Below are 22,311 nucleotides of genomic sequence, written 5' to 3'. Positions count from 1 at the left end.
GTTATTCCTTCCACGTGGCCAGCGCGTTCACCGCGGCGACTGTAATTGCCGAACCGCCCAAACGCCCCTGCACAATCATCGACGGCACGGGCAAATCCTGCATCAGCGCCTCTTTCGATTCCGCCGCGCCGACAAAGCCGACGGGGCAACCGATGATGGCCGCAGGGCGTGGGCAGTCGGGATCTTCGAGCATATTGAGCAGGTGAAACAGCGCCGTGGGCGCGTTGCCGATGGCTACCAAGGCCCCCGACAGATGCGGCCGCCACAGTTCCAGCGCCGCGGCAGAGCGCGTGTTGCCCATCTGCTTCGCCAGCTCTGGCACCTTGGCGTCGCGCAGGGTGCAGATGATCTGGTTGTCAGCGGGCAGGCGCGTGCGGGTGATCCCTTCGGACACCATATGCGCATCACATAAGATCGGCGCACCGTCCGCCAGCGCCGCCCGTGCAATCTGCGCCATGTTTTCAGAAAACTGTACGTGCTTTTCCAGCCCGACCAGACCGGCGGCGTGGATCATCCGCACGGCGACACGTTCTTCATCGGGGGTGAACCGCGCCAGATCGGCCTCGGCGCGGATGGTGGCAAAGCTCTCTAGATAGATCGCGGCACCGTTGGTCTCGTAGGTGTGGGGCACTCAAAGCCTCCTGTCTTGAATTTGGGTCACTGTCAGCGGCGCGCTTTGCGGCGGATCGCCTGCGCGCCCGTGGCGGATAAGGGTGAAATGCCCGTCATGGCTGGCGGTCAGCGTAACGGGGGCAGGGGCGGGATGGGCGCAGCCTTTGGCGCAGCCCGAGATATGGATCGTGTCGTCGCTGTCGGGCGACAGATGCGCGGCGATGGCGCGGGCCGCATGGCGTGTGTCTGACAGGGCCTGACGACAGCCGGGGGCACCGGTGCAGACCTGCACACGGCGGCGCGGATCGCGGGCGTCGGTGATGAAATCGGGCAGAGGAGCCGAGGGGGTGACCCCTTCCATCAACACCATGCGCCAAGGGGTCAGCCGCAGGGCGCCAAGCTCCGCCAGCTGCACAAAGCTTTCCGCCGTGGTCTGGCCAAAGGCAAACCCGAGAAGCGTGCCTTGCGGGGTCACACCCGGCTCAAGGACGGGCGCAGCGGGCAGGGGGGCGGTATCAGCGCCCACAGGAGCCCCCTTCGTCGCGATATGCGCGGCCATGCGCCCCCGCCCGTCGGTCACGCCACCGGTGTCCAGAAACCAGCGGGCCAGCGTCAGTGCGGCATCTGCGGCAGTCTCGACGGACACCGACTGCCCCACCTCTGCCCCGTCCGCCCGGCAGATCAGGCCAGCAGCACTACGTTCGATCCGGATATCGGCGGAGGTGCGCGTCAGCACAGGCCGCGCCCCGCAATCGATAGCAAAGCCGAACTTGCTGGGCAGGTCGGGTGCGCCATCGTTGGAAAGCGCATGGGCCAGCGCTTGTGCCACGCGGTGGCTGTCGTCCCCATCCTGCCAGAACGGCGTCACGGTGATATTGCGCCGCGCCTCTGCCGCCAGATCGGCATCGACAAGGCCAATCTCGCGCAGCCCGTCAACCAGTGCGGCATGGCTATCCGTTGTCACCCCGCGCAGTTGCAGGTTCGCGCGGGCCGACAGGTCGATCATCCCGTTGCCATGGGTGCGCGCCAGCGTGGCCACGCGGCGGATCTGCTCAGGGCTCAGCCGCCCCATCGGCACACGCAGCCGCACCACCAGCCCGTCGCCCGACATCATCGGCCGCAGCGCACCGGGGCACCAGCCAAAGACCTGCGGCGCGCTCATGCGGGGCTTCCCAATTCGGCAAGGACAGAGTTGCGGCGCGAGGTCCAAAGCCCCGCCCGGTGCAAGGCATCAAACCGCGCGCGCAATGCAGCAAGTGCCTCGGGGTTGGCGTCCTGCATAAAGTCGACCAGATCATCGCGCCCCAGCGTGGCATCGAACATGGCGTCGAACAGATGGTCCGGCACGACGCCCGCCAGATGCGCAAAGGCGGCAAGGTGATCCAGTGTCGCGGCAATCTCGGCGGCACCGCGGAAACCATGCGCCATCATGCCAGTGGCCCAATCGGGGTTGGCGGCACGGGCGCGCACCACACGGGCGAGCTCTTCGGTCAGGGTGCGGGCACGGGGCTGGTCGGGGCGGGTGGCGTCCAGATGATATAGCGCGGCGGCCCCGCCCTTGCCCAAACGCTGCATCGCTGCGGCAAAGCCGGCTTCATGGGCGGCGTAATCCTCTGCCATCAGCAGATCGGTCTCGGGCAGGTCTTGCAGGTGCACGAAACTATCGGCCCGCGTCAGCTGCGTCTCAAGCGCGTCGCGGGCATAGGTGATCTCTCCGCGCGCGTCGATCGCGTAGGACGACGCAGCCAGCCATGCCTCGCCCGCCGCCGTGCGCGCCTCGTCGGAATAGTCGTCCATCGCGGTGCCGATCCCCAAGCCATAGGATCCCGGGCGCGGGCCAAAGACACGCGGGGTTTGCACCAGATAGGGGTTATCAGCAGCCGTTTCGGGACGCTCGGCCAGCTTGGCAATTGCCGTCTCGAACAACTGCGCCAGACCGGGGAACATATCGCGGAAGAGGCCCGACACCCGCAGGGTCACGTCAATGCGCGGACGGTTCAACAGCGCAAGCGGCAGAATGTCGAACCCGCTCACACGGTCGCTGCCGTCATCCCAGCGGGGGGACAGACCCGCCAGATGCAGCGCCATGGCAAACTCCTCGCCCGCCGTGCGGATGGTGGCAGAGCCCCACATGTCCATGACCAACCCTTTGGGCCAGTCGCCGTGATCCTGCAAATGCTTGCGCAACAATTCCTCGGCCAGCTTCACCCCTTGGGTATAGGCCGCACGCGAGGGCACAGCCCGTGGATCGGTGGTAAACAGGTTACGCCCCGTGGGCCACACATCGCTGCGCCCGCGATAGGGTGATCCCGACGGGCCAGGGGGCACAAACCGCGCCGAAAGCGCCGCGATCAGCCCGTCGATCTCGCCCGTCCCATGATCGCCTGCGCCAAAGACATGCAGCCCGTCGCCATATTGTGTTTCCTTGATGTCGCAGACGAAGCGGTCAATGCGGGTCAGCGCCTCTGCCGCGCTGGCGCTGGCATCAAGGCCGAGGTCCTGTTCAACCCCGCGGCCCTGCGCCTCGGCTCGGATATCGGCGATCAGCCGGTCGCGCCGCGCAGGGTCCAGCCCGTCCGCGGTCGAGTATTCATCCAGCAGCCGTTCCAACCGTCCGAATGCATCGGGCAGTTTCGATGTCACCAAAGGGGGAGGCATATGGCCCACGGTCACGGCCCCGATACGGCGTTTGGCCTGCGCGGCCTCACCGGGGTCATTGACGATAAAGGGATAGATCACCGGCATCGGGCCAATCAGCGCCTCGGGCCAACAGGCGTCAGACAGGGCGACGGATTTGCCTGGCAGCCATTCCAGTGTGCCATGGGCTCCGACATGCACCATCGCATCCGCCTGCTGTTGCAGCCACAGATAGAAGGCGACATAGCCCGGGCGCGGCGTGCGGCTTAGATCGTGATAGTCATCATCACGTTCGGCCAGCGCCCCGCGTTCGGGTTGCAAGGCGACCAGCAGCTTGCCACTGCGCAGCGCCGGAAAACAGAACGCCCCGTCGTGAAACAGAGGATCATCATGCGGCGCGCCCCAGCTTTCGATCAGATCCTCGCGCAACGCCTGTGGCAGCTTTGCAAGCGCGGCCTCATACTCTGCCAGCGGCCAGCGGAGCGTTTCGGTGCCCAGACGGCTGGCAACCGTTTGCGTATCGGTAAAGTCCTGCGCATCCACGTCATAGCCCTGTGCCGCCAGCTGCGCCGTCATCTCCCGCAGGGAGGCCAGCGCATCCAGCCCCAGCGCATGGGCCATGTTCCAGTCTTTGCCGGGGTAGGTGGACAGCACCACCCCCACCGACTTTGCCGCGTTGTCCTGCACCCGTAGCTGGTGCAAGCGCTGCACGCGATCGGCGATGAAATCCACGCGGTTCGCGTCGGCGCGATGGGCGAAACGGCTGTATTGCAGCGCCTCGTCCCGTTTGCCGGGCTGCTTGAAGCTTACGACTCCTCCGAACAGACGGCCATCGACCTCGGGCAAGACGACATGCATCGCCAGATCGGTGGGCGACAGCCCGCGCTCTGATCCGGCCCAATCGCGCCGACGCGCGGTCGATAAGGCGACCTGCACCACGGGGCAATCCGATGCGCCCAGGACCGAGGGTTCATCCGGCCCGCGCTGGGCGGAGAAAGCGGTGGCGTTCACGATCACCGCCGGATCAAGCCGGGCGATCTGCTGCGCGATCCACGGCGCGGTGTCCCCCTTGAGGCTGGGCGCGAAGAGCCCCACGGCGTCAAAGCCACGGGCGTCGAGTGCGGTGATCAGCGCATCCACAGGATCGGTATCGGCAGCCGTCAAATAGGACCGGTAGAAGGTCACAATCGCGCACGGCTTATCGGATGGTTCCGGCGCAGGGATCACACCGGTATGGGGGCGGTAGAACCCCGCCTCGGGCACGGTCTTGGCCCCTTTGGCCGGCCCCGCATAAAGCCCCGCGGCCAGCGACAGCTGCGCCAGTGCCGCCTGCGCAGCCACCGCGCCGCCCGTATCGCACAGATGTTGCAAGCGTCTTAACGTCGAATGGGGGAGCGTCGACAACGCGTCGAGCCGCGGGTCGGGTTGCCCGTCCGCAGGCAGCACCGCCAGCGCGATCTGCTGTTTGCGCGCCATATCCTGCAAGGTCGCCAGCCCATAGGGCCAATAGCTTTCCCCCCCGATCAGCCGCACCAATACCGCCTTGGCCCCCGCAAGGGTCTGTTCGGCATAGGTATCGACCGACAACGGATGTTTCAGCGCGACCAGATTGGCCAGCCGCAACGACGGCAAGCCCCCCTCGGCCCGATGCCAGCCCGCCGCGAAAGCCCCCAGATCACTGTCCGAAAAGGACAGCACCACCAGATCCGCCGGCGTCTGCCCCAGGTCTTGGGGCAGATCGCTTTGGTCCAGTCCGTGGCTTTCGCGAAAGACGACATGCATGGCGGCTTAGCCCTCCAGCACCGCGCGGATCGCGGCTTCGTTCACGTGATCATGCTCTGCGATCACAACCAGTTGGCTGCGGCGCGGCATGTCCCCCCAAGGGCGGTCGAACTGGCTGCGCACGCGCTCGCCCACGGCCTGCACAAGCAGACGCATCGGTTTGTCCTGAACGGCGATATAGCCTTTGACGCGCAGGATTTTCTGCTCGCGCGCCAAGCGCAGAATGGCGGCCTCAAGCGTGGCGACATCGGCGACTTCGCCCATGTCGATCACCACGCTTTCAAAGTCGTCATGTTCGTGATCGTCATGCCCGTCGTGGTGGCTGGGGCGCGCGTCGATGTCATCTTCGGCGGCAGCTTCCAGACCCAGCACAACGCGGGGGTCGATCACGCCTTCGGTCATCGGAATGATCGGCAGCTTGCGCGGCGCATGCGCCTCGATCACCTTGCGCGCGGCCTCGACGCCCTCGGGGCCCGCCAGATCGGCCTTGGACAGCAGCACGATGTCGGCGCAGGCGATCTGGTCCTCAAAGACTTCGGACAGCGGCGTTTCGTGGTCCAGACTGTCATCGGCATCGCGCTGTGCGGCCACGGCCTCTAGATCGGGGGCGAACTGCCCGCTGACCACGGCTTCGGCATCGGCCAGGGTGATCACGCCATCCACGGTGATACGCGACCGGATCGCGGGCCAGTCAAACGCCTTGAGCAAGGGCTTTGGCAGCGCCAGCCCCGACGTCTCGATCAGGATGTGATCAGGCGTTTCAGGCAGGGCCATCAGCGCTTCGATCGTGGGGATAAAGTCATCGGCCACGGTGCAGCAGATACAGCCGTTTGCCAGTTCGACGATGTTCTCGGCGGGGCAATTATCAATCGCGCAGGATTTCAGGATGTCGCCATCCACACCGGCGGTGCCGAATTCATTGACCAGCACGGCCAGACGCTTGGAGCCCGCGTTCTCCATCAGGTGACGGATAAAGGTGGTTTTGCCAGCGCCCAGAAAGCCGGTGATCACGGTAACGGGGATTTTGGTAAGGTTGGTCATTCGGTAGGCTCCTGTGGGGGAATGCGGGCGATGGATTGTTTGCGGAAGACCACGGGGCGTTCGCGCCAGGGCACCACGCCATCAGATGTCTGGGCATAGGCAGAGACGCCATTCACGATATCGGACAAATGCGCGTCAGTGTCGAGATCGCCGTACACATAGGTCCAGCGCGACGGGCCACCCGACAGGACCATCGAACAGCCCCGAGAACAGGCCGACAGACATTCGGCACCGCGCAGCTGCACACCGTCGGGCAGATGCCCCGACAGCGCGTCAAACAGCTGTTGCCCGGGGCGCGGCGCGTCCTCGGCGGTGATCTGACCTGCGCGACAGGTGGTGCAGATGGTGACGGTGACCGGTTGATCCGTGGTGGTCATATCTTGCCTCATACGTCGATGGGCCAAGGGGGATCGCCAGCAGCGAACGACATGCGAACAGCGTTCTAGGCCAGTCGCGAAACACCCCGTTCGCCCGTTACAAACTATGCTGGCAGGTCTCCCGGCTTGCGGATCTAAGGCAGCTTGCCTTGCGAACCTTCACCTTCCCAGCCTTTGGGCCAGTGGTTGAAAGTTCTCTCCGGTCACGGTCGCGGGGGCGGCTGCGCTTGGCGCTGACCCAAGGCTGGATCAATGCGTATCGCGTTCCCTCTTCGCCTGTCTGGGACAGGAACCAACATACGCCCTGCATTGGTCATTTGCCCGCCCCTGTCAAGCGACGCCTGTCATAACGCAGGGGCCAAACCCGCTTTGCGCGGATTTTCCCGTTGGCGGCCAATGCGCAGCGTCACCCGCGGATGCTTGACGGGATCACCGCAGGCTGACACCAAGGGCTGCACAAAAAACACGAGGTCCCGCCATGCCCACCCGCGCCATCATGATCCAGGGCACCGGATCGAATGTGGGGAAATCCATGCTGGTGGCGGGCCTGTGCCGCGCGGCCACGCGTCGGGGGCTTTCGGTCGCGCCGTTCAAACCGCAGAACATGTCGAACAACGCCGCCGTCACCGAGGACGGCGGAGAGATCGGCCGCGCACAGGCCCTGCAAGCGATTGCCTGCGGGCGGTCCCTGTCGGTGCATATGAACCCCATCCTGCTGAAACCCGAAACCGACAGCGGGTCGCAGGTGATCGTGCAAGGGCAGCGCCACAGCACCCTGCAAGCGCGTGACTTCAGCAAGGCCCGGGCAGGGTTGATGGCCCCCGTGCTCGAAAGCTTCGGTATCCTCGGGCAAAGCGCCGACCTGATCATCGTCGAAGGCGCCGGCAGCCCGGCAGAGGTGAACCTGCGCCAGAACGACCTTGCCAATATGGGCTTTGCCCGCGCCGCAGGTGTACCCGTTGTATTGGCCGGAGACATCAACCGTGGCGGCGTCATCGCCCAGATCGTCGGCACCCAAGTGGTGATGGACCCGCAGGACGCGGCGATGATCACCGGCTTTCTAGTCAACAAGTTCCGCGGCGATGTGAGCCTTTTTGACGAAGGCTACCGCGAGATTGAACGCCGCACCGGCTGGACGGGGTTCGGCACATTGCCGTGGTTTGCCAATGCGCATTTGCTGCCTGCCGAAGACGCGGTGGACCTGTCGCGCGCCCCCTCCGACGGCGGGTTCCACATCGTCTGCCCCATGCTCTCGCGCATCTCGAACTTCGACGACCTCGACCCGCTGGCGGCGGAGGCTTCGGTGCGGCTGACCATGGTCCCCCCCGGCACGCCGCTGCCCGCGGACGCCGATCTTGTGATCCTGCCGGGCACGAAATCCACCCGCGGCGATCTGGCTTTTCTGCGCGCCCAAGGCTGGGACATCGACCTTTATGCTCATGTGCGGCGCGGCGGCGCGGTGCTGGGAATTTGCGGCGGCTACCAGATGCTGGGCCGGTTTATCGAGGATCCGCAGGGCTTCGAGGGGCCTGCAGGGCGCGAAGAGGGGCTGGGCTTGCTGGATGTCGAAACCCGCATGGCCCCGGACAAGACCCTGACCCGCGTCACCGCCGACCATGCCGCCACGGGCACGCAGATCGACGGCTATGAAATCCACATCGGGCAGACGGTGGGGGCCGATTGCGCCATGCCCTTTGCGCATATCAACGGCATCCCCGACGGGGCAGGGTCGCGCGATGGCAAGATCACCGGCACCTATCTGCACGGGCTCTTTACCAACGATAGTTTCCGCAGTGCCTGGTTGGCGCAACTGGGGCTGAGGGCAGGGCCGAGCTCCTACAGTCAGACCGTAGAAGATACGCTCGACGCGCTGGCTGACCATATGGAAACCCATCTGGACGTGTCCGCCCTGCTGGCCTGTGCCGCACCGGTTGCATAACGCCAGCGCTGACCTTTGGTCACGATCACGACGCTTGCTTAATTTTGTGATCGCGGGGATACATGCCGTCAAATTTACGCAAAGGACCCTTTGTTATGGAACGTAACCTGACCCTCGTTGCGCTGTTCGCTGCCCTGATTGCAGCACTTGCGTTGATTCCGAAATTCTCGCTTGGCTTTGGCGTACCAATCACGGCGCAAAGCTTGGGCATCATGCTTTGCGGGACCGTGCTGGGGGCCAAACGCGGCGCGCTGGCCGTGCTGCTTTTCTTGCTGCTGGTCGCTTTGGGTCTGCCGCTTCTGGCCGGTGGCAACGGTGGGCTGGGTGCCTTCATGCTGCCGTCCTCCGGCTTCCTGATCGGCTTCCCCGTGGCGGCCTTTGTCACCGGCCTGATCGTCGAAAAATGGTACGGGCCCTCGCTGACCATCGTTGCGGCGGTTGCCTCGGTCATCGGCGGGATCGTCGTGCTCTATATCTTCGGGATCATCGGCCTGTCGATCGCGCTGGATAAATCACTGCTTGAATCCGCCGCGCTGGTGACCGTGTTCATCCCCGGTGACATCATCAAAGCGGTGCTTGCAGGCTTTATCACCAGCGGTCTGGCCAAAGCGCGCCCCGCCAGCGTCCTGTCGCGCAGCTGATCCGACGCAAAGCCTGGAACAGCGAAAGCGCCCCTAGAGGGGGCGCTTTTTTCGTTGCCAGGACAGACGAAGCCTTACGCCCGCGCATAGACATCCTCGTAGCGGATAATATCATCCTCGCCAAAATAGCTGCCGGTCTGTACCTCGATCAAAACCATGGGCAGTTTGCCGGGGTTCTCCATCCGGTGCACGGACCCTAGCGGGATGTAGATCGACTGGTTCTCGCTGATCAGTTTCACGGTGTCATCCACGGTCACTTTCGCGGTGCCTTCGACCACGATCCAATGTTCCGACCGGTGGTGATGGCTTTGCAGGCTCAGGGCTGCACCGGGGTTGACCACGATGCGCTTCACCTGAAACCGCCCGCCGATCACAAGGCTTTCGTACCACCCCCAAGGCCGATAGTCGCGCGGCAGCTGCACTGCTTGGCTGGCATCCCGTTGCTTGAGCGCATCAACCGCTTCCTTCACCCGCTGCGCCTGCGATTTATCCGCCACCAGCACCGCATCGCCCATGGCGACGGCGATGATATTGTCCAAACCGATGCCGACCAGCTGCAATCCGTCGGTTTCAGACCGCAGCAGCGTGCCCGCACAATCAATCGCCGTGGCATTGTCAGAACAGACATTTCCCGCCGCGTCCGGCCCGCTTTCCAGCCAGACGGCATCCCAACCGCCCAGGTCGGACCATCCGGCGGCGAACGGCATCACCGCGAGGTTGTCCGCCTTCTCCATGATTGCATAATCGATAGAGATATCATCGGCTTGCCCCCAAGCCTCGGGCGCGAGACGGGTCAGCCCCAGATCAGAAGTCGCCCCGTCAAGCGATGCGCGCACCGCGCGCACCATCTCGGGCGCGTGGGTCTGATAGGCCGCAATTATCGTCTGCGCCGTGAACAGGAAGATCCCGGCGTTCCACAGGAAATTCCCCGCCTGCAGCATCCCCTGCGCCTGTGCGCGATCCGGCTTTTCGACAAAGCGCGCAAGGGGTTGCGGGGTTCTGGCGCGCGCGTCCGCCCCCTCGGCCAGCTCAAGATAGCCATAGCCGGTTTCGGCCCGCGTAGGCGTGATGCCAAAGGTCACCAGATTACCGGCCTGCGCGCGCGGCACCGCGGCTTGTACGGTCTGGGCAAAAGCATCGCAGTCGGGGATCACATGATCTGACGGCGCGACCAGCATCAGCGCTTGCGCGTCACTGCGCGCAATATACAGCGCCGCGGCAAGGATCGCAGGGGCGGTATTGCGCCCCTCGGGTTCGATCAGGATCGCCTGCGCCGCCCGTTCCACCTGCGCCAGTTGTTCGGTCACGATGAACCGGAACGGGTCGCCAGTCACCACAATCGGAGGGGCGAATCCGGGGCCGGTCAGACGCTTTGCCGAAATCTGGAACAGGCTTTCATCCCCCATCAGCTTGGCAAACTGTTTGGGGTAGCATTTGCGCGACAGGGGCCAAAGACGTGTACCCGACCCGCCGCAAAGGAGAATAGCGTGCATCATGAGAGGCAGTTAATCTGAAAAATTCTAACGAGAGATTAATCAAATGCGAGAGATTTAGCTGCGCAGGCGATCCTGTCGCAAAAACCAATCATACGTCTCCCGCAGCCCGTCTTTCAGATCGACCCGCGCGCGCCACCCCATGTCCGCCAGGCGCGAGACATCCATCAGCTTGCGCATGGTCCCGTCGGGCTTTGACGTATCGAACACCAGCCGCCCTTTGAACCCCGTCACCTCCGCCACCATCTGCGCCAGCGCCGCGATGCTGATGTCGCGGCCCGTACCGACGTTTATATGGCTTTGCATCGGGTGCGTCTGCGCAGCGTAGGCATCACGCGGCAGGCCCAGCACAAACAGCGACGCTTCCGCCATATCGTCCACATGCAGGAATTCCCGCATCGGTTTGCCGCTGCCCCAAATCACGACCTCCGCCGCCCCGTCGCGCGTGGCCTCGTGGAAGCGGCGGATCAGGGCGGGCAAAACATGGCTGTTCTCCGGATGAAAATTATCCCCCGGCCCATAAAGGTTCGTCGGCATCACACTGCGATAATCCACGCCATATTGCCGATTATAACTTTCGCAAAGTTTAATGCCCGCGATCTTGGCGATGGCGTAGGGCTCGTTCGTGGGCTCTAGCGGGCCGGTCAGCAGGGCCTCTTCCGCCATCGGCTGCGCCGCGTCGCGCGGATAGATGCAAGAGCTGCCCAGTTGCAGCAGTCGTTGAACACCAGCGGCGAACGCCTGATGGATCACATTACATTCGATCATCAGGTTTTCGTAAATAAACTCAGCGGGATATGTGTTGTTCGCCATGATCCCGCCAACCTTGGCGGCGGCGAGGATCAACACATCCGGTGCCTCAGCCCGCATAAGCTCACGCACCGCTGCCTGATCGGTCAGGTCCAGTTCCGCACGGGTGCGCGTCACCAGCTCCAACGCCTCCCCAGCATCCTTGCGCGCCTGCAACTGCCGCAAGATCGCTCCCCCGACCATGCCGCGATGCCCTGCGATATAGATCTTCCGCATGGGCCTACCCGTTCTCAAGCGGGATCGGCAGATCCAGACCGTGCTCTTTCAAAAGTGCATGCCGTCGTGCGACCTTCAGGTCATTCGCCACCATCTCTGCACACATCTCTTGCGCCGTGATCTGCGGTTCCCACCCGAGTTTTTTCTTCGCCTTCGCGGGTGACCCCAGCAGCGTCTCCACCTCGGCGGGGCGGAAATACTGCGGATCAATGCGCATTACTACATCGCCGCGGCTGACCGCGGGGGCATCCTCCCCAATGACGCTATCGACAACCGCACATTCATCCACGCCCGTCCCTTCAAACCGCAGGATGATCCCCAGCTCTGCCGCCGACCAGGTGATGAACTGGCGCACAGAGTACTGCACGCCCGTGGCGATCACGAAATCCTCTGCGACGTCCTGCTGCAGCATCATCCACTGCATGCGCACATAATCCTTGGCGTGGCCCCAATCGCGCAGCGCGTCGAGGTTGCCCATATAAAGACACCCCTCCAACCCCTGCGCGATATTGGCCAAGCCGCGCGTGATCTTGCGCGTGACAAAGGTTTCGCCCCGGCGGGCGCTCTCATGGTTAAAAAGGATGCCGTTGCAGGCATAGATCCCATAGGCCTCGCGATAATTAACCGTGATCCAATAGGCGTACATCTTGGCAACCGCATAGGGGCTGCGCGGGTGAAAGGGTGTTTCCTCCGTCTGTGGTGTCTCCTGGACCAAGCCATACAGCTCAGAAGTTGATGCTTGGTAAAAACGGGTCTTTTTTTCGAACCCCAGAAACCGGATCGCCTCTAACAGCCGCAGGGCCCCGTTGGCGTTCACCTCTGTCGTATATTCGGGCGTCTCGAAACTGACCGCGACATGGCTTTGCGCGCCAAGGTTATAGACCTCGTCCGGCTGCACCTCGCGCATGATCCGCGTTAGGTTTGAACTGTCGGTGAGGTCGCCATAATGCAGGATCAGATCGGGGTCATCCTCGTGAGGGTCTTGATAAATATGATCAATCCGCTGCGTATTAAGAGATGACGACCGCCGCTTGATCCCGTGCACCTCATATCCTTTGTCCAGCAGCAACTCCGCCAGATAGGACCCGTCTTGACCGGTGATGCCGGTGATCAGCGCGCGTTTTACCATCAGGGCCCCTAAACAAAAAATGTGCCTGCCCGAGGGGGCAGACACATCAACATTTACTCAACTTAGAGGATTCTGGCGAGTCTTGATGCAATCAGAAGGTTTGATCGTAATCGCCAACGTCCGGCTCTGTCCGGATCACCGCGTCCAGATCGGCAAAGATCGCGCGCAATTCGTCTTCGGATTCAGAGCTTTCGCAGACCACCACAAGGTTCGGCGTGTTCGAAGAGGCGCGCACCAGTCCCCAGCTGCCGTTGTCCAGGATCACCCGCGCGCCATTCACGGCCACGACCTCTTTAACGGGGCGGCCGCCCAACTCGGTCACGTCTTTCAACTTGGCGACGATCCGGTCGAGGATATCGTATTTGTCCTCGTCCGACGCATAGGGCGACATGGTGGGGGTGGAATATGTGTGGGGCAGGGCGCGGCGCAGGTCCGACATCTTCATGTCGGGGTTGCGGTCCATCAGTTTGCAGACTTCGACCGCGACGCGCATGCCGCAGTCATAGCCGCGCCCGATGGGTTCAGCCAGGAAGTAGTGGCCGGATTTCTCGAACCCCGCCAGCGCGCCCAACTGTTTGACCCGCCGTTTCATGTGGCTGTGGCCGGTTTTCCAATAGTCCGCCGTAACGCCATTGGCCTGCAAAACAGGGTCAGAGGCATAAAGCCCGGTCGATTTGACATCGGCGACAAACGTGCTGTTGGGGTAAATCGCGGACAGATCGCGCGCCATGATGACGCCCATCTTATCGGCGAAAATCTCTTCGCCCTCGTCATCCACCACGCCGCAGCGGTCGCCGTCGCCGTCAAACCCAAGCGCGAAATCCGCGCCCGAGGCTTTCACGCTGTCGGACATATCATGCAGCATTTCCATCGCTTCGGGGTTCGGGTTGTAATGCGGGAACGTGTAATCCAGCGTGTTGTGGCTATCGACCACCTCGACCCCCAGACGGCGGAACAGTTCGGGCGCAAAAGCGGCGGCGGTGCCGTTCCCCGTGGCGCAGACGACCTTGAGCTTACGGGTCATTTTGAAGTCACCCACCAGATCATCCAGATAGGCTTCGCGCACGCCATCGACGAATTCATATTTGCCGCCTTCGCGCTGTTCGCCACGCCCTTCCAGCACGATATCGCGCAGCTCTGCCATCTCGTCGGGGCCGTGGGTCAACGGGCGTTCAAAGCCCATCTTCACGCCGGTCCAGCCATTGGGGTTATGCGAGGCGGTGACCATCGCCACCGCAGGCGCATCCAGATGGAATTGCGCGAAATAGGCCATGGGCGACAGGCAGGGGCCGATATCCTTAACGTGAATACCCGCCTGCATCAGGCCCAAAATCAGCGCATTTTTAATCGATAGGGAATAGTCGCGGTAATCATTGCCGACAGCGATAACGGGCTCGATCCCGCGCTGTTGCATCTGCGTGCCCAGACCAAGGCCAAGCGCGGTGATGCCCGGCAGGTTGATCGCTTCGGGGTACTGCCAGCGCGCGTCATATTCGCGAAAACCGGTGGGGGCGATCATGGGGTCGCGCAGAAATTCCCATGTGTTCGGCGTGACTTTGGGCAACGGCTTGGTCATGAAATATCCTGATCTATCAGCGTTAAAATACTGCCCTCTTCGATAGAAGGAATGCGTACAGGGATCAACTGACAGCAAGGGCGCGGGACGGTTTGTTGCCGACGGGGCGGCAAGGTGCCGGTCAAACAACCGGCAGTGCCTGCGAATGGTTCCCAAAGAAAACGCCCCGCCCTTTTGCAAAAGGACGGGGCGGATAGGTCGCGATGCTGAGGTGCCTTAGCCGATGATGGCGTTCAACGTGGCCGACGGGCGCATCACCGCTTCGGTCTTGGCGGGGTCCGAATGGAAATACCCGCCCAGATCGACAGGCTTGCCCTGAACCTCTGCCAGCTCGGCCATGATCTTGTCCTCATTCACCGCCAGTTTTTCGGCGATGGGGGCAAAATGCTCGGCCAATGCGGCGTCGTCGCTCTGGCTGGCCAGCGCCTGTGCCCAATAGAGGGCAAAGTAATAGTGGCTGGCGCGGTTGTCCGGCTCGCCCACTTTGCGCGATGGGGATTTGTTGTTGTCCAGAATGCCCTGGGTCGCGGCATCTACGGCTTTGCCCAGGACGGCGGCCTTGGCATTGTCCTTCTGGTCCGCGAGGAACTTGAGGCTTTCCCCAAGCGCACAGAACTCGCCCAGGCTGTCCCACCGCAGGTGGTTTTCTTCAACCAGCTGCTGCACGTGCTTGGGGGCAGACCCGCCCGCACCGGTTTCAAACAAGCCACCGCCCTGCATCAGCTTGACGATCGACAGCATCTTGGCCGAGGTGCCCAGTTCCAGAATGGGGAACAGGTCGGTCAGATAGTCGCGCAGCACGTTGCCGGTGATCGCGATCGAATTCTCGCCCTTGCGGATTGTCTCAAGCGTTTGCCGCGTGGCCTTGGCGGGAGACATGATCTGGAACTTGTCGGCCACGCCCTTGGCTTCAAGGATCGGCTTCACATAGGCGATCAGCTCTGCGTCATGGGCGCGGTTCTCGTCCAACCAGAAGATCGCCTCGCAGCCCTCGGCTTTCTGACGGTCGATGGCCAGCTGCACCCAATCCTCGATCGGGGCCTTGCGGGCCGAGGCCGCGCGCCAGATGTCGTTTGCCTCGACGCTGTGCTCGGAAATCACGTCGCCATTGGCGGCGATCATTTTCACGGTGCCGTCAGCGGGGATCTCGAACGTGGTGGGGTGCGACCCGTATTCCTCGGCTTTTTGCGCCATCAAACCGATGTTCTGCACTGTGCCCGAGGTGGTCGGGTCCAGCGCGCCGGTTTCCTTGAAGTAATTAATGCTTTCTTCATAGACCGGAGCATATGAGTTGTCGGGGATCACGCAGTTGGTGTCGTGTTCCTTGTTGTCGGGGCCCCAGCCTTTGCCGCCAGCGCGGATCAGCGCGGGCATGGACGCGTCGATGATCACGTCGGATGGTACGTGCAGGTTGGTGATCCCTTTGTCGGAATTCACCATATACATCGGCGGGCGTGCATCCATCGCGTCTTTGACGGCTTGGGTGATCTCGGCGTTGTCCTTGATCCGCTCCATCATGTCGCCGATGCCTGCGTTCGGGTTCACACCCGCCGCTTTCAGCGCGTCACCGTATTTGTCGAAGACGGGCTTCAGGTATTCCCGCACAGCGTGGCCAAAGATGATCGGGTCCGACACTTTCATCATCGTCGCTTTCATGTGCAACGAGAACAGCGTGCCGTCTTTCTTGGTCTCTTCGATCTGCTCGGCCAGGAATGTGTCCAGCGCCTTGGCAGACATGAAGGTGGTGTCGACCACAGTGCCCGCGGGGAAGGATACGCCCTCCTTCAACACGGTCTCGGTCCCGTCGGCAGCAACATGCACGATCTTGGCCGCACCGGCCTGCGCGTCGGTCAGTGTCAAGGATTTCTCGTTCGAGAAGAAATCACCGCCCGACATCGACGATACTTTGGTTTTGCTGTCCTTGGACCATGTGCCCATCGAATGGGGGTTCGCCATCGCGTATTTCTTGACCGCATTGGCCGCGCGACGGTCAGAGTTGCCTTCGCGCAGAACGGGGTTCACCGCAGAGCCCTTGATCGCGTCATAGGCCGCGCGGGCTTTCTTTTCCGCGTCGGTGCTTGGCGCTTCGGGATAGTCGGGCAGCGCATAGCCCTGACCCTGCAATTCCTTGATCGCGGCCACCAGCTGCGGCACCGAGGCAGAGATATTCGGCAGCTTGATCACATTGGCGTCGGGCGTTTTCACCAGATCGCCCAGAATCGCCAGATCGTCGGATTGTTTTTGCGCCTCGGTCAGCGCGTCGGGGAAGGCCGCCAGAATACGCCCCGACAAAGAGATATCACGGGTGCCCACAGAAACCCCTGCCGCATCGGCAAAGCTGCGGATGATCGGCAGCAGCGAATAGCTTGCCAGTTCGGGGGCCTCATCGACCTGCGTGTAAATGATGTCGGGTGTCTGTGTATCAGCCATGGTATCCAGCCTTTCCTGAAGTTTGGTATGCGATAGTACACTTAGTTTGAAATATCCACCTCCCCCGCGTCGGGAAGGCCGCGAAACTGCAGCCAGCGGCGGCGAAACGCGCAGGGCATTGCCCCGGACACCACATAGCGCCCCCCGCAGCATTGCAAAACGAATCACTCGCCTGTCCGCGGGCAGAGCGGGGTTGATACCGTTAACGCTCACACACGCGGTAAGTGAGACAATATACCCATACCGTGTCGCTCTGCCCAATTGTTCAACCATCAAGGGGGGTGTGCCCTCTGGTAACAGGTGATTCGGTGTAATTCTGGGTCGCAAACCAAAGCCGATGTCGCTAAGCGCACCCAAATCCCGAGGCAACGAACTGGTTTACTTTGATTTTTGATAAAGTTTGTAAAAAATGCTGAAGCGCCGCAATAATAACAATTGCGGGGCATGTGTGACCACTGCCGGACCGCGCAACGCGCAGGTCATGCACCTTGATGGCCTGATCAGAGGGACCGTGGTGTCATGACGGACCGAAAGGAAGACGGCACAAGCAAGGATGGTCGCGTCGCCCGCGGCGAGATCACCCGCGAACGCGTGCTCGACGCGGCAGAGCGTTGCTTTGCCGAGCTTGGCTTTGATGCGGTCAGCATCCGCCAGATCGCGCGCGAGGCCGAGGTCACGCTGGGTGTGGTCGGCTTTCACGGGGGCACCAAACAAGAGCTTTTCGTGACCGTGCTGAAACGGCGGGTCGAAACGCTCAACGCCATGCGCATGGCGCGGCTTGATGCGCTTAAATCGACAGAGCGGCTCACGCTGGAGACGCTGATCGACGCCTATGTCACCCCGTACCTCGAAATCGCCTCGCGCGGGGATCCGCAATGGCGGGCCTATGCGCAGTTGGTGGCGCGGATCATGTCTGACGAACGCTATTACCGCGAGGCAGGGCCGCTTTATGATCGCGTCGCCTCTATCTACCTTGACGAAATGGCGCGTCTGCGTCCTGATTCCGACCGTGAACAGCTTGCCGCGGTGCTGTCGCTGACCGTGTCCTCGATGGTGTCCATCGTCGCAAGCGGCATCCGCATCGCGGGCCTGTCGCAAAGTGATCGGCGCGAAAGCCCTATGGTGTACCGCCCGCTCTTGCTTGATTTTTGTGTGGGTGGCGTTCTGCGCGCGCTTGAGCCAAAGTGCTAGGCAACTCAACGCGATAAAAGGCCCCACGTCATGAAATCCTATCCCAAAGTCTGGTTCCTGCGGCACGGTGAAACCGAATGGAACGCAGAAGGGAGGGTGCAGGGCCAGACCGAATCCGTGCTCTCTGAACGGGGCAAGGTCCATGCGCAGCAGCAGGCCAAGCTGATGGCGCCTATCCTTGCGGATAACCCGCCCTGCATCGTGTCGCCGCTTAAACGCACGCGCCAGACCGCGGATATCGCCCTTGGCGGGCGGGACTACCAGACCGACGATCGTCTGAAAGAGATTTTCGCCGGCGATTGGGAAGGCCACCTGCGCGCCGATATCTTCAAGAACCTGCCCGAAGGCATCACGGCGCAAAGCCCCCATATGGAATTCTATTGCGCCGCTCCCGGTGGCGAAGGCTTTGACGTGTTTCAGGCGCGGGTGAATGCCTTTGTCGACACGCTGACCGAACCCACCGTCGTGGTCGCTCACGGGCTCAGCGGCCAGCTTTTGCGCGGCGCGCTCTGCGGGTTAAGCCGGGCAGATCTAGGCCAGTTGTCAAACCGGCAGGGCTGCGTCTATGTCCTTGAAAACGGGCAGGAAACGGTGCTGTCGTGTGACTGACACGACCTCGATGATGCCCCCCTGCACCGTGGCCGTCATCGGCTGCGGGTTGATCGGCGCAAGCTGGGCCGCGCTGTTCCAGCACGCAGGCCACACCGTCCGCGCGTGGGACCCTGACACAGGTGCCCGCGACGGTTTCGCCGCCCGCGTGGCGGGCCCCTTGGCGCAACTGCAGGAAATCTCGGCAGGGGCGGCCCCCCAAGGCGCGCTTTCAACCCACGAGAGTTTGCAAGACGCCCTACAAGACGTGGTGTTGATCCAGGAAAACGCGCCCGAGAACGTGCCGCTGAAACACCAGCTTTACGCGCAGATCGAAGGCATCGTCACGCCGGATGTGATTGTCGCCTCCAGCACCTCGGCGCACCCGTGGTCGGATCTTGTGCCGGGGATGCAGCACCCCGACCGGCTGATCACTGCACACCCCTTCAATCCGCCCCATCTAGTGCCGCTGGTCGAAGTCTACGGCCCCGATCCTCAGGTGCTCGACTGGGCCGAAGGGTTCTACCGCAGTCTCGGCTCTGCGCCCGTGCGGCTGAAAAAAGATGCGGTGGGGCATATCGCCAACCGGCTGTCCTCGGCGCTCTGGCGCGAGGCGGTGCATATCGTCGCCGAGGGCATCGCCGATGTCGAAGCGGTGGATCAGGCGCTGGTCAACGGGCCGGGGCTGCGCTGGTCGGTGCTGGGGGCGCATATGGCCTATCACCTTGGCGGGGGCGCCGGGGGCATGGCGGGCTATCTGGCCCATCTCGGGCCAAGCCAGCAGAAACGTTGGGACAATCTCGGCGCGCCAAGGCTCGACGCCGATACCTGCGCGCGTCTGGTCGACGGGGTGAACATTGAGGCCGCAGGCCGCAGCATCGCCCAGCTAGAGGCCGAACGCGACGCCGCCCTGATCGAACTTGCACAGATGCGCAAACGGCTGGCGGATCGGAAAACCTAAGGCCACGTGGCCCTAGATCGATTTACGCGCGCGCATCGCTGCGGTGATCGTCCCATCGTCAAGGTAATCAAGCTCCCCGCCGATCGGCACACCCTGGGCCAGAGAGGTCAACCGCACCTGACCCTCAAGCTGGTCCGCGATATAATGCGCCGTGGTCTGCCCGTCGATGGTGGCGTTCAGCGCCAGAATAACCTCAGACACAGCCTCGTCGCGCACGCGGTCCATCAGCCGGGGGATGCGCAATTCCTGCGGGCCGATGGCATCGAGCGCGGACAGCGTGCCACCCAGCACATGATAACGCCCCTTGAACACGCCCGACCGCTCCATCGCCCATAGATCGGCAACATCCTCGACCACGCAAATCTCGCCATTGGCGCGTTTCTCCGACGTGCAGATGTCGCAGATATCGGCGGTGCCCACATTGCCGCAGTTGATGCATTCGCGCGCCGTCGCCGCCACGGTCTGCATCATATCGGCCAAAGGCGTCAGCAGCAGCGCGCGTTTGCGGATCAGATGCAGCACCGCCCGGCGGGCCGAGCGTGGCCCCAATCCGGGCAGCCGCGCCATCAGGTCGATGAGCGCATCAATGTCGCGTGTGCTGCTCATCTGTGGACCCCCATAGCGTTGGTGTGAAAGAGTTTTAATGCCTTCGGCGAGGATTTAACCCCATTTGGAAGGATCAGAACGGCAGCTTCATATCCGCGGGCAGACCCATGCCTTCGGTCAGCTTGCTCATCTCGGACTGGGCGCGATCGGTGGCTTTGGTCTGCGCGTCCTTGATCGCGGCGAGGATCAGGTCTTCGACGACTTCTTTCTCGTCGCCGTTGAAGATCGACGGATCGATATCCAGCGACTTCAGCTCGCCCTTGGCAGTGCAGGTCGCCTTGACCAGACCGGCACCGGATTCCCCTTCGACGATGATATTGTGCATGTCTTCTTGCAGCTGCGCCATCTTGCCCTGCATTTCCTGCGCGCTCTTCATCATCTTGGCCATGTCACCCATGGCACCCAAACCTTTAAGCATGTGGTCGTCTCCTGTAGCTTTATTTGCTTATGTATATGCGGTCTTTGCCGCCCCCCGACAAGGGGTGCCCCAGCGTGGACAGGTCGCGGACAGAGCAGGGCAGGGCGCGGTCAGTCGTCCTCGAAAGGGTCCCATTCATCCTCGACCTCCGGCAGCGCTTCGGACACGGCGGCGGCGGCGATTTCCTCGGGCGTGCGGATCGACAGGATCTTGGCCCCGGGAAAGCTCGCCATGACGGCCTGCATCAGCGGGTGGTTTTCCGCCTGCGATTTCAGTGCGTTTTCCTTGGCGTCGCGGATCTCGGCGATGGTTTTCGCGCTGCTGTCACCCACGATGGTCACGGCCCAGCGGTTGCCGGTCCACAGTTGCAGCCGCGTGCCAAGACGCTGCGCCAGATCGCGGGGGGCACTGTCGGTGGGGGTGAATTCGATCCGCCCCGGTTGATAGGCCGCCAGTCGGACCGAGGTTTCGACCTCCACCAGCAGCTTCACGTCGCGGTTGCTGCGGATCAGCTCGACCACATGTTCAAACGTCGGGTAGTGCGCCAAAGCCTGCGCCACCGCCGGGGCAAGTGCCGCCATCGTCGCGCCGCCCGCAGGCCCGCCCGACATCTGCTGGCTGCCCATAGCGCTGGTCGATCCGCCCCCGGCGGGCACGGCCGCGCCGCCCCCCGGACCCTGCGGCGGGGCGGGAGGAGGCGTGGTATTGGCCAGCTTGCGGGCAAGCTCTTCAGGGCTGGGCAGGTCGGCGACATGGGTCAGGCGGATCACGGCCATCTCGGCGGCCATCATCGCATTGGGCGCGCTTGCCACCTCGTCCAGCGCCTTCAGCAGCATCTGCCACAGACGGGTCAGCACGCGCATCGGCAGCGTTTCCGCCATGGTGACGCCACGGCTGCGTTCCTCGGGCGAGACGGTGGGGTCTTCGGCGGCATCGGGGGTGATCTTGACCACGGATACCCAATGGGTGATCTCGGCCAGATCGCGCAGCACGGCCATCGGGTCGGCCCCGTCGGAATACTGGTTGCCCAGCTCGTCCAGCGCGCCGGCCGCATCGCCGCGCAGGATCATATCGAACAGGTCCAGCACCCGCCCGCGATCCGCCAGCCCCAGCATGGCGCGCACCTGCACGGCTGTTGTCTCGCCCGCCCCGTGGCTGATCGCCTGATCCAGCAAGGACGTGGCATCGCGCGCGGACCCTTCGGCGGCACGGGTGATCAGCGCCAGCGCATCATCGGCAATCTGTGCATTCTCGGCCGTGGCGATCTTGCGCATCAGCGCGATCATCACCTCGGGTTCGATCCGGCGCAAATCAAAGCGTTGGCAACGCGACAGCACGGTCACGGGCACCTTGCGGATCTCGGTCGTAGCGAAGATGAATTTGACGTGCTCTGGCGGTTCCTCAAGCGTCTTCAGCAGCGCGTTGAACGCGCCGGTCGACAGCATGTGCACCTCATCGATGATATAGACTTTGTACCGGGCCGAGGCCGCGCGGTAATGCACGCTGTCGATGATCTCGCGGATATTGCCGACGCCGGTGTTCGATGCGGCGTCCATCTCCATCACGTCGACGTGGCGGCCTTCCATGATGGCGACGCAATGTTCGCAGACCCCGCAGGGCTCTGTCGTGGGCCCGCCATTGCCGTCCGGCCCGATGCAGTTCATCCCCTTGGCGATGATCCGCGCAGTGGTCGTTTTACCGGTCCCGCGGATGCCGGTCATGATGAACGCCTGCGCAATGCGGTCCGCCTCGAACGCGTTTTTCAGCGTGCGCACCATCGCATCCTGCCCGACCAGATCGGCAAAGGTTTCAGGCCGGTATTTGCGGGCCAATACGCGATAGGCAGAGGGTGCTGTCATGACGA

The 22,311-nt window shown here is 62.8% G+C and carries 18 protein-coding genes and 1 riboswitch; of the genes, 5 read left to right on the top strand and 13 right to left on the bottom strand.

Annotated elements, in window-relative coordinates:
* Window position 1 precedes the first annotated feature (1 nt).
* The 5 genes from GLP43_RS00385 to GLP43_RS00365 are packed head-to-tail and all read right to left on the bottom strand — an operon-like array spanning window position 2 to window position 6,449.
* Window positions 2-631 carry a precorrin-8X methylmutase gene (locus GLP43_RS00385; protein WP_237277756.1) on the bottom strand — a complete coding sequence of 210 codons (630 nt, stop codon included), beginning with the start codon at window positions 629-631 and terminating at the stop codon, window positions 2-4.
* A complete protein-coding gene (gene cobG / locus GLP43_RS00380; RefSeq protein ID WP_237277755.1) occupies window positions 632-1,774 on the bottom strand; it encodes a precorrin-3B synthase in 1,143 nt (380 codons plus the stop codon). It abuts the gene before it with no gap.
* The gene (gene cobN / locus GLP43_RS00375; protein WP_237277754.1) at window positions 1,771-5,031 is read right to left on the bottom strand and encodes a cobaltochelatase subunit CobN; all 3,261 of its coding nucleotides are present in this window, start codon (window positions 5,029-5,031) and stop codon (window positions 1,771-1,773) included. Before cobN ends, cobG begins: the two co-directional genes overlap by 4 nt.
* 6 nt (window positions 5,032-5,037) lie before the next feature.
* Complete coding sequence (gene cobW / locus GLP43_RS00370; protein ID WP_237277753.1) at window positions 5,038-6,072, bottom strand: cobalamin biosynthesis protein CobW; 1,035 nt, start codon at window positions 6,070-6,072, stop codon at window positions 5,038-5,040.
* On the bottom strand, window positions 6,069-6,449 hold the full coding sequence (locus tag GLP43_RS00365) for a DUF1636 family protein (RefSeq protein ID WP_074637282.1): 381 nt from the start codon (window positions 6,447-6,449) through the stop codon (window positions 6,069-6,071). The genes cobW and GLP43_RS00365 overlap by 4 nt, the downstream gene beginning before the upstream one ends.
* A gap of 94 nt (window positions 6,450-6,543) precedes the next feature.
* A riboswitch (cobalamin riboswitch) is annotated at window positions 6,544-6,761 on the bottom strand.
* Window positions 6,762-6,927: 166 nt separating this feature from the next.
* Here GLP43_RS00365 and GLP43_RS00360 point away from each other — a divergent pair.
* Together GLP43_RS00360 and GLP43_RS00355 are read left to right on the top strand one after the other, a co-directional pair.
* Entirely contained in the window at window positions 6,928-8,388 is a 1,461-nt protein-coding gene (locus GLP43_RS00360) for a cobyric acid synthase (RefSeq protein ID WP_237277752.1), read from the top strand.
* A 95-nt stretch (window positions 8,389-8,483) separates the two neighbouring features.
* Window positions 8,484-9,029: a biotin transporter BioY gene (locus GLP43_RS00355; protein WP_005850072.1), complete on the top strand. Its 546-nt coding sequence runs from the start codon at window positions 8,484-8,486 to the stop codon at window positions 9,027-9,029.
* Window positions 9,030-9,103: 74 nt separating this feature from the next.
* Here GLP43_RS00355 and GLP43_RS00350 read toward each other — a convergent pair whose 3' ends face one another.
* From GLP43_RS00350 to GLP43_RS00330, 5 genes are all read right to left on the bottom strand, one after another.
* Window positions 9,104-10,525: a mannose-1-phosphate guanylyltransferase/mannose-6-phosphate isomerase gene (locus GLP43_RS00350; protein WP_237277751.1), complete on the bottom strand. Its 1,422-nt coding sequence runs from the start codon at window positions 10,523-10,525 to the stop codon at window positions 9,104-9,106.
* Between the two features lie 54 nt (window positions 10,526-10,579).
* Window positions 10,580-11,548, bottom strand: a complete 969-nt coding sequence (gene fcl / locus GLP43_RS00345; protein ID WP_237277750.1) for a GDP-L-fucose synthase — start codon at window positions 11,546-11,548, stop codon at window positions 10,580-10,582.
* Between the two features lie 4 nt (window positions 11,549-11,552).
* Window positions 11,553-12,677 carry a GDP-mannose 4,6-dehydratase gene (gmd, locus tag GLP43_RS00340; protein ID WP_237277749.1) on the bottom strand — a complete coding sequence of 375 codons (1,125 nt, stop codon included), beginning with the start codon at window positions 12,675-12,677 and terminating at the stop codon, window positions 11,553-11,555.
* Window positions 12,678-12,768: 91 nt separating this feature from the next.
* Window positions 12,769-14,253 carry a phosphomannomutase/phosphoglucomutase gene (locus tag GLP43_RS00335; protein WP_237277748.1) on the bottom strand — a complete coding sequence of 495 codons (1,485 nt, stop codon included), beginning with the start codon at window positions 14,251-14,253 and terminating at the stop codon, window positions 12,769-12,771.
* A gap of 216 nt (window positions 14,254-14,469) precedes the next feature.
* Entirely contained in the window at window positions 14,470-16,683 is a 2,214-nt protein-coding gene (locus GLP43_RS00330) for an NADP-dependent isocitrate dehydrogenase (RefSeq protein WP_237277747.1), read from the bottom strand.
* Window positions 16,684-17,202: 519 nt separating this feature from the next.
* On the opposite strand from GLP43_RS00330, the gene GLP43_RS00325 reads away from it, so the two are divergent.
* Genes GLP43_RS00325 through GLP43_RS00315 form a run of 3 tightly spaced genes read left to right on the top strand, consistent with a single transcriptional unit; the run spans window position 17,203 to window position 19,423 of the window.
* Window positions 17,203-17,874 (top strand): TetR/AcrR family transcriptional regulator, encoded by a 672-nt coding sequence (locus tag GLP43_RS00325; protein WP_237277746.1) that lies wholly within the window; start codon window positions 17,203-17,205, stop codon window positions 17,872-17,874.
* A gap of 30 nt (window positions 17,875-17,904) precedes the next feature.
* Complete coding sequence (locus tag GLP43_RS00320; RefSeq protein WP_237277745.1) at window positions 17,905-18,483, top strand: histidine phosphatase family protein; 579 nt, start codon at window positions 17,905-17,907, stop codon at window positions 18,481-18,483.
* Complete coding sequence (locus tag GLP43_RS00315) at window positions 18,476-19,423, top strand: 3-hydroxyacyl-CoA dehydrogenase NAD-binding domain-containing protein (protein WP_237277744.1); 948 nt, start codon at window positions 18,476-18,478, stop codon at window positions 19,421-19,423. The genes GLP43_RS00320 and GLP43_RS00315 overlap by 8 nt, the downstream gene beginning before the upstream one ends.
* A gap of 12 nt (window positions 19,424-19,435) precedes the next feature.
* On the opposite strand, the gene recR is transcribed toward GLP43_RS00315, so the two are convergent.
* From recR to GLP43_RS00300, 3 genes are all read right to left on the bottom strand, one after another.
* On the bottom strand, window positions 19,436-20,029 hold the full coding sequence (gene recR / locus GLP43_RS00310; RefSeq protein ID WP_005850052.1) for a recombination mediator RecR: 594 nt from the start codon (window positions 20,027-20,029) through the stop codon (window positions 19,436-19,438).
* A 73-nt stretch (window positions 20,030-20,102) separates the two neighbouring features.
* A complete protein-coding gene (locus GLP43_RS00305; protein WP_237277743.1) occupies window positions 20,103-20,447 on the bottom strand; it encodes a YbaB/EbfC family nucleoid-associated protein in 345 nt (114 codons plus the stop codon).
* A gap of 110 nt (window positions 20,448-20,557) precedes the next feature.
* The gene (locus GLP43_RS00300; RefSeq protein ID WP_237277742.1) at window positions 20,558-22,306 is read right to left on the bottom strand and encodes a DNA polymerase III subunit gamma/tau; all 1,749 of its coding nucleotides are present in this window, start codon (window positions 22,304-22,306) and stop codon (window positions 20,558-20,560) included.
* Window positions 22,307-22,311: the final 5 nt, after the last annotated feature.

It is taken from the genome of Sulfitobacter sp. M39, from assembly GCF_021735935.1.
Taxonomy (GTDB): domain Bacteria; phylum Pseudomonadota; class Alphaproteobacteria; order Rhodobacterales; family Rhodobacteraceae; genus Sulfitobacter.
This window is presented reverse-complemented; position numbering and strand designations above follow the sequence as displayed.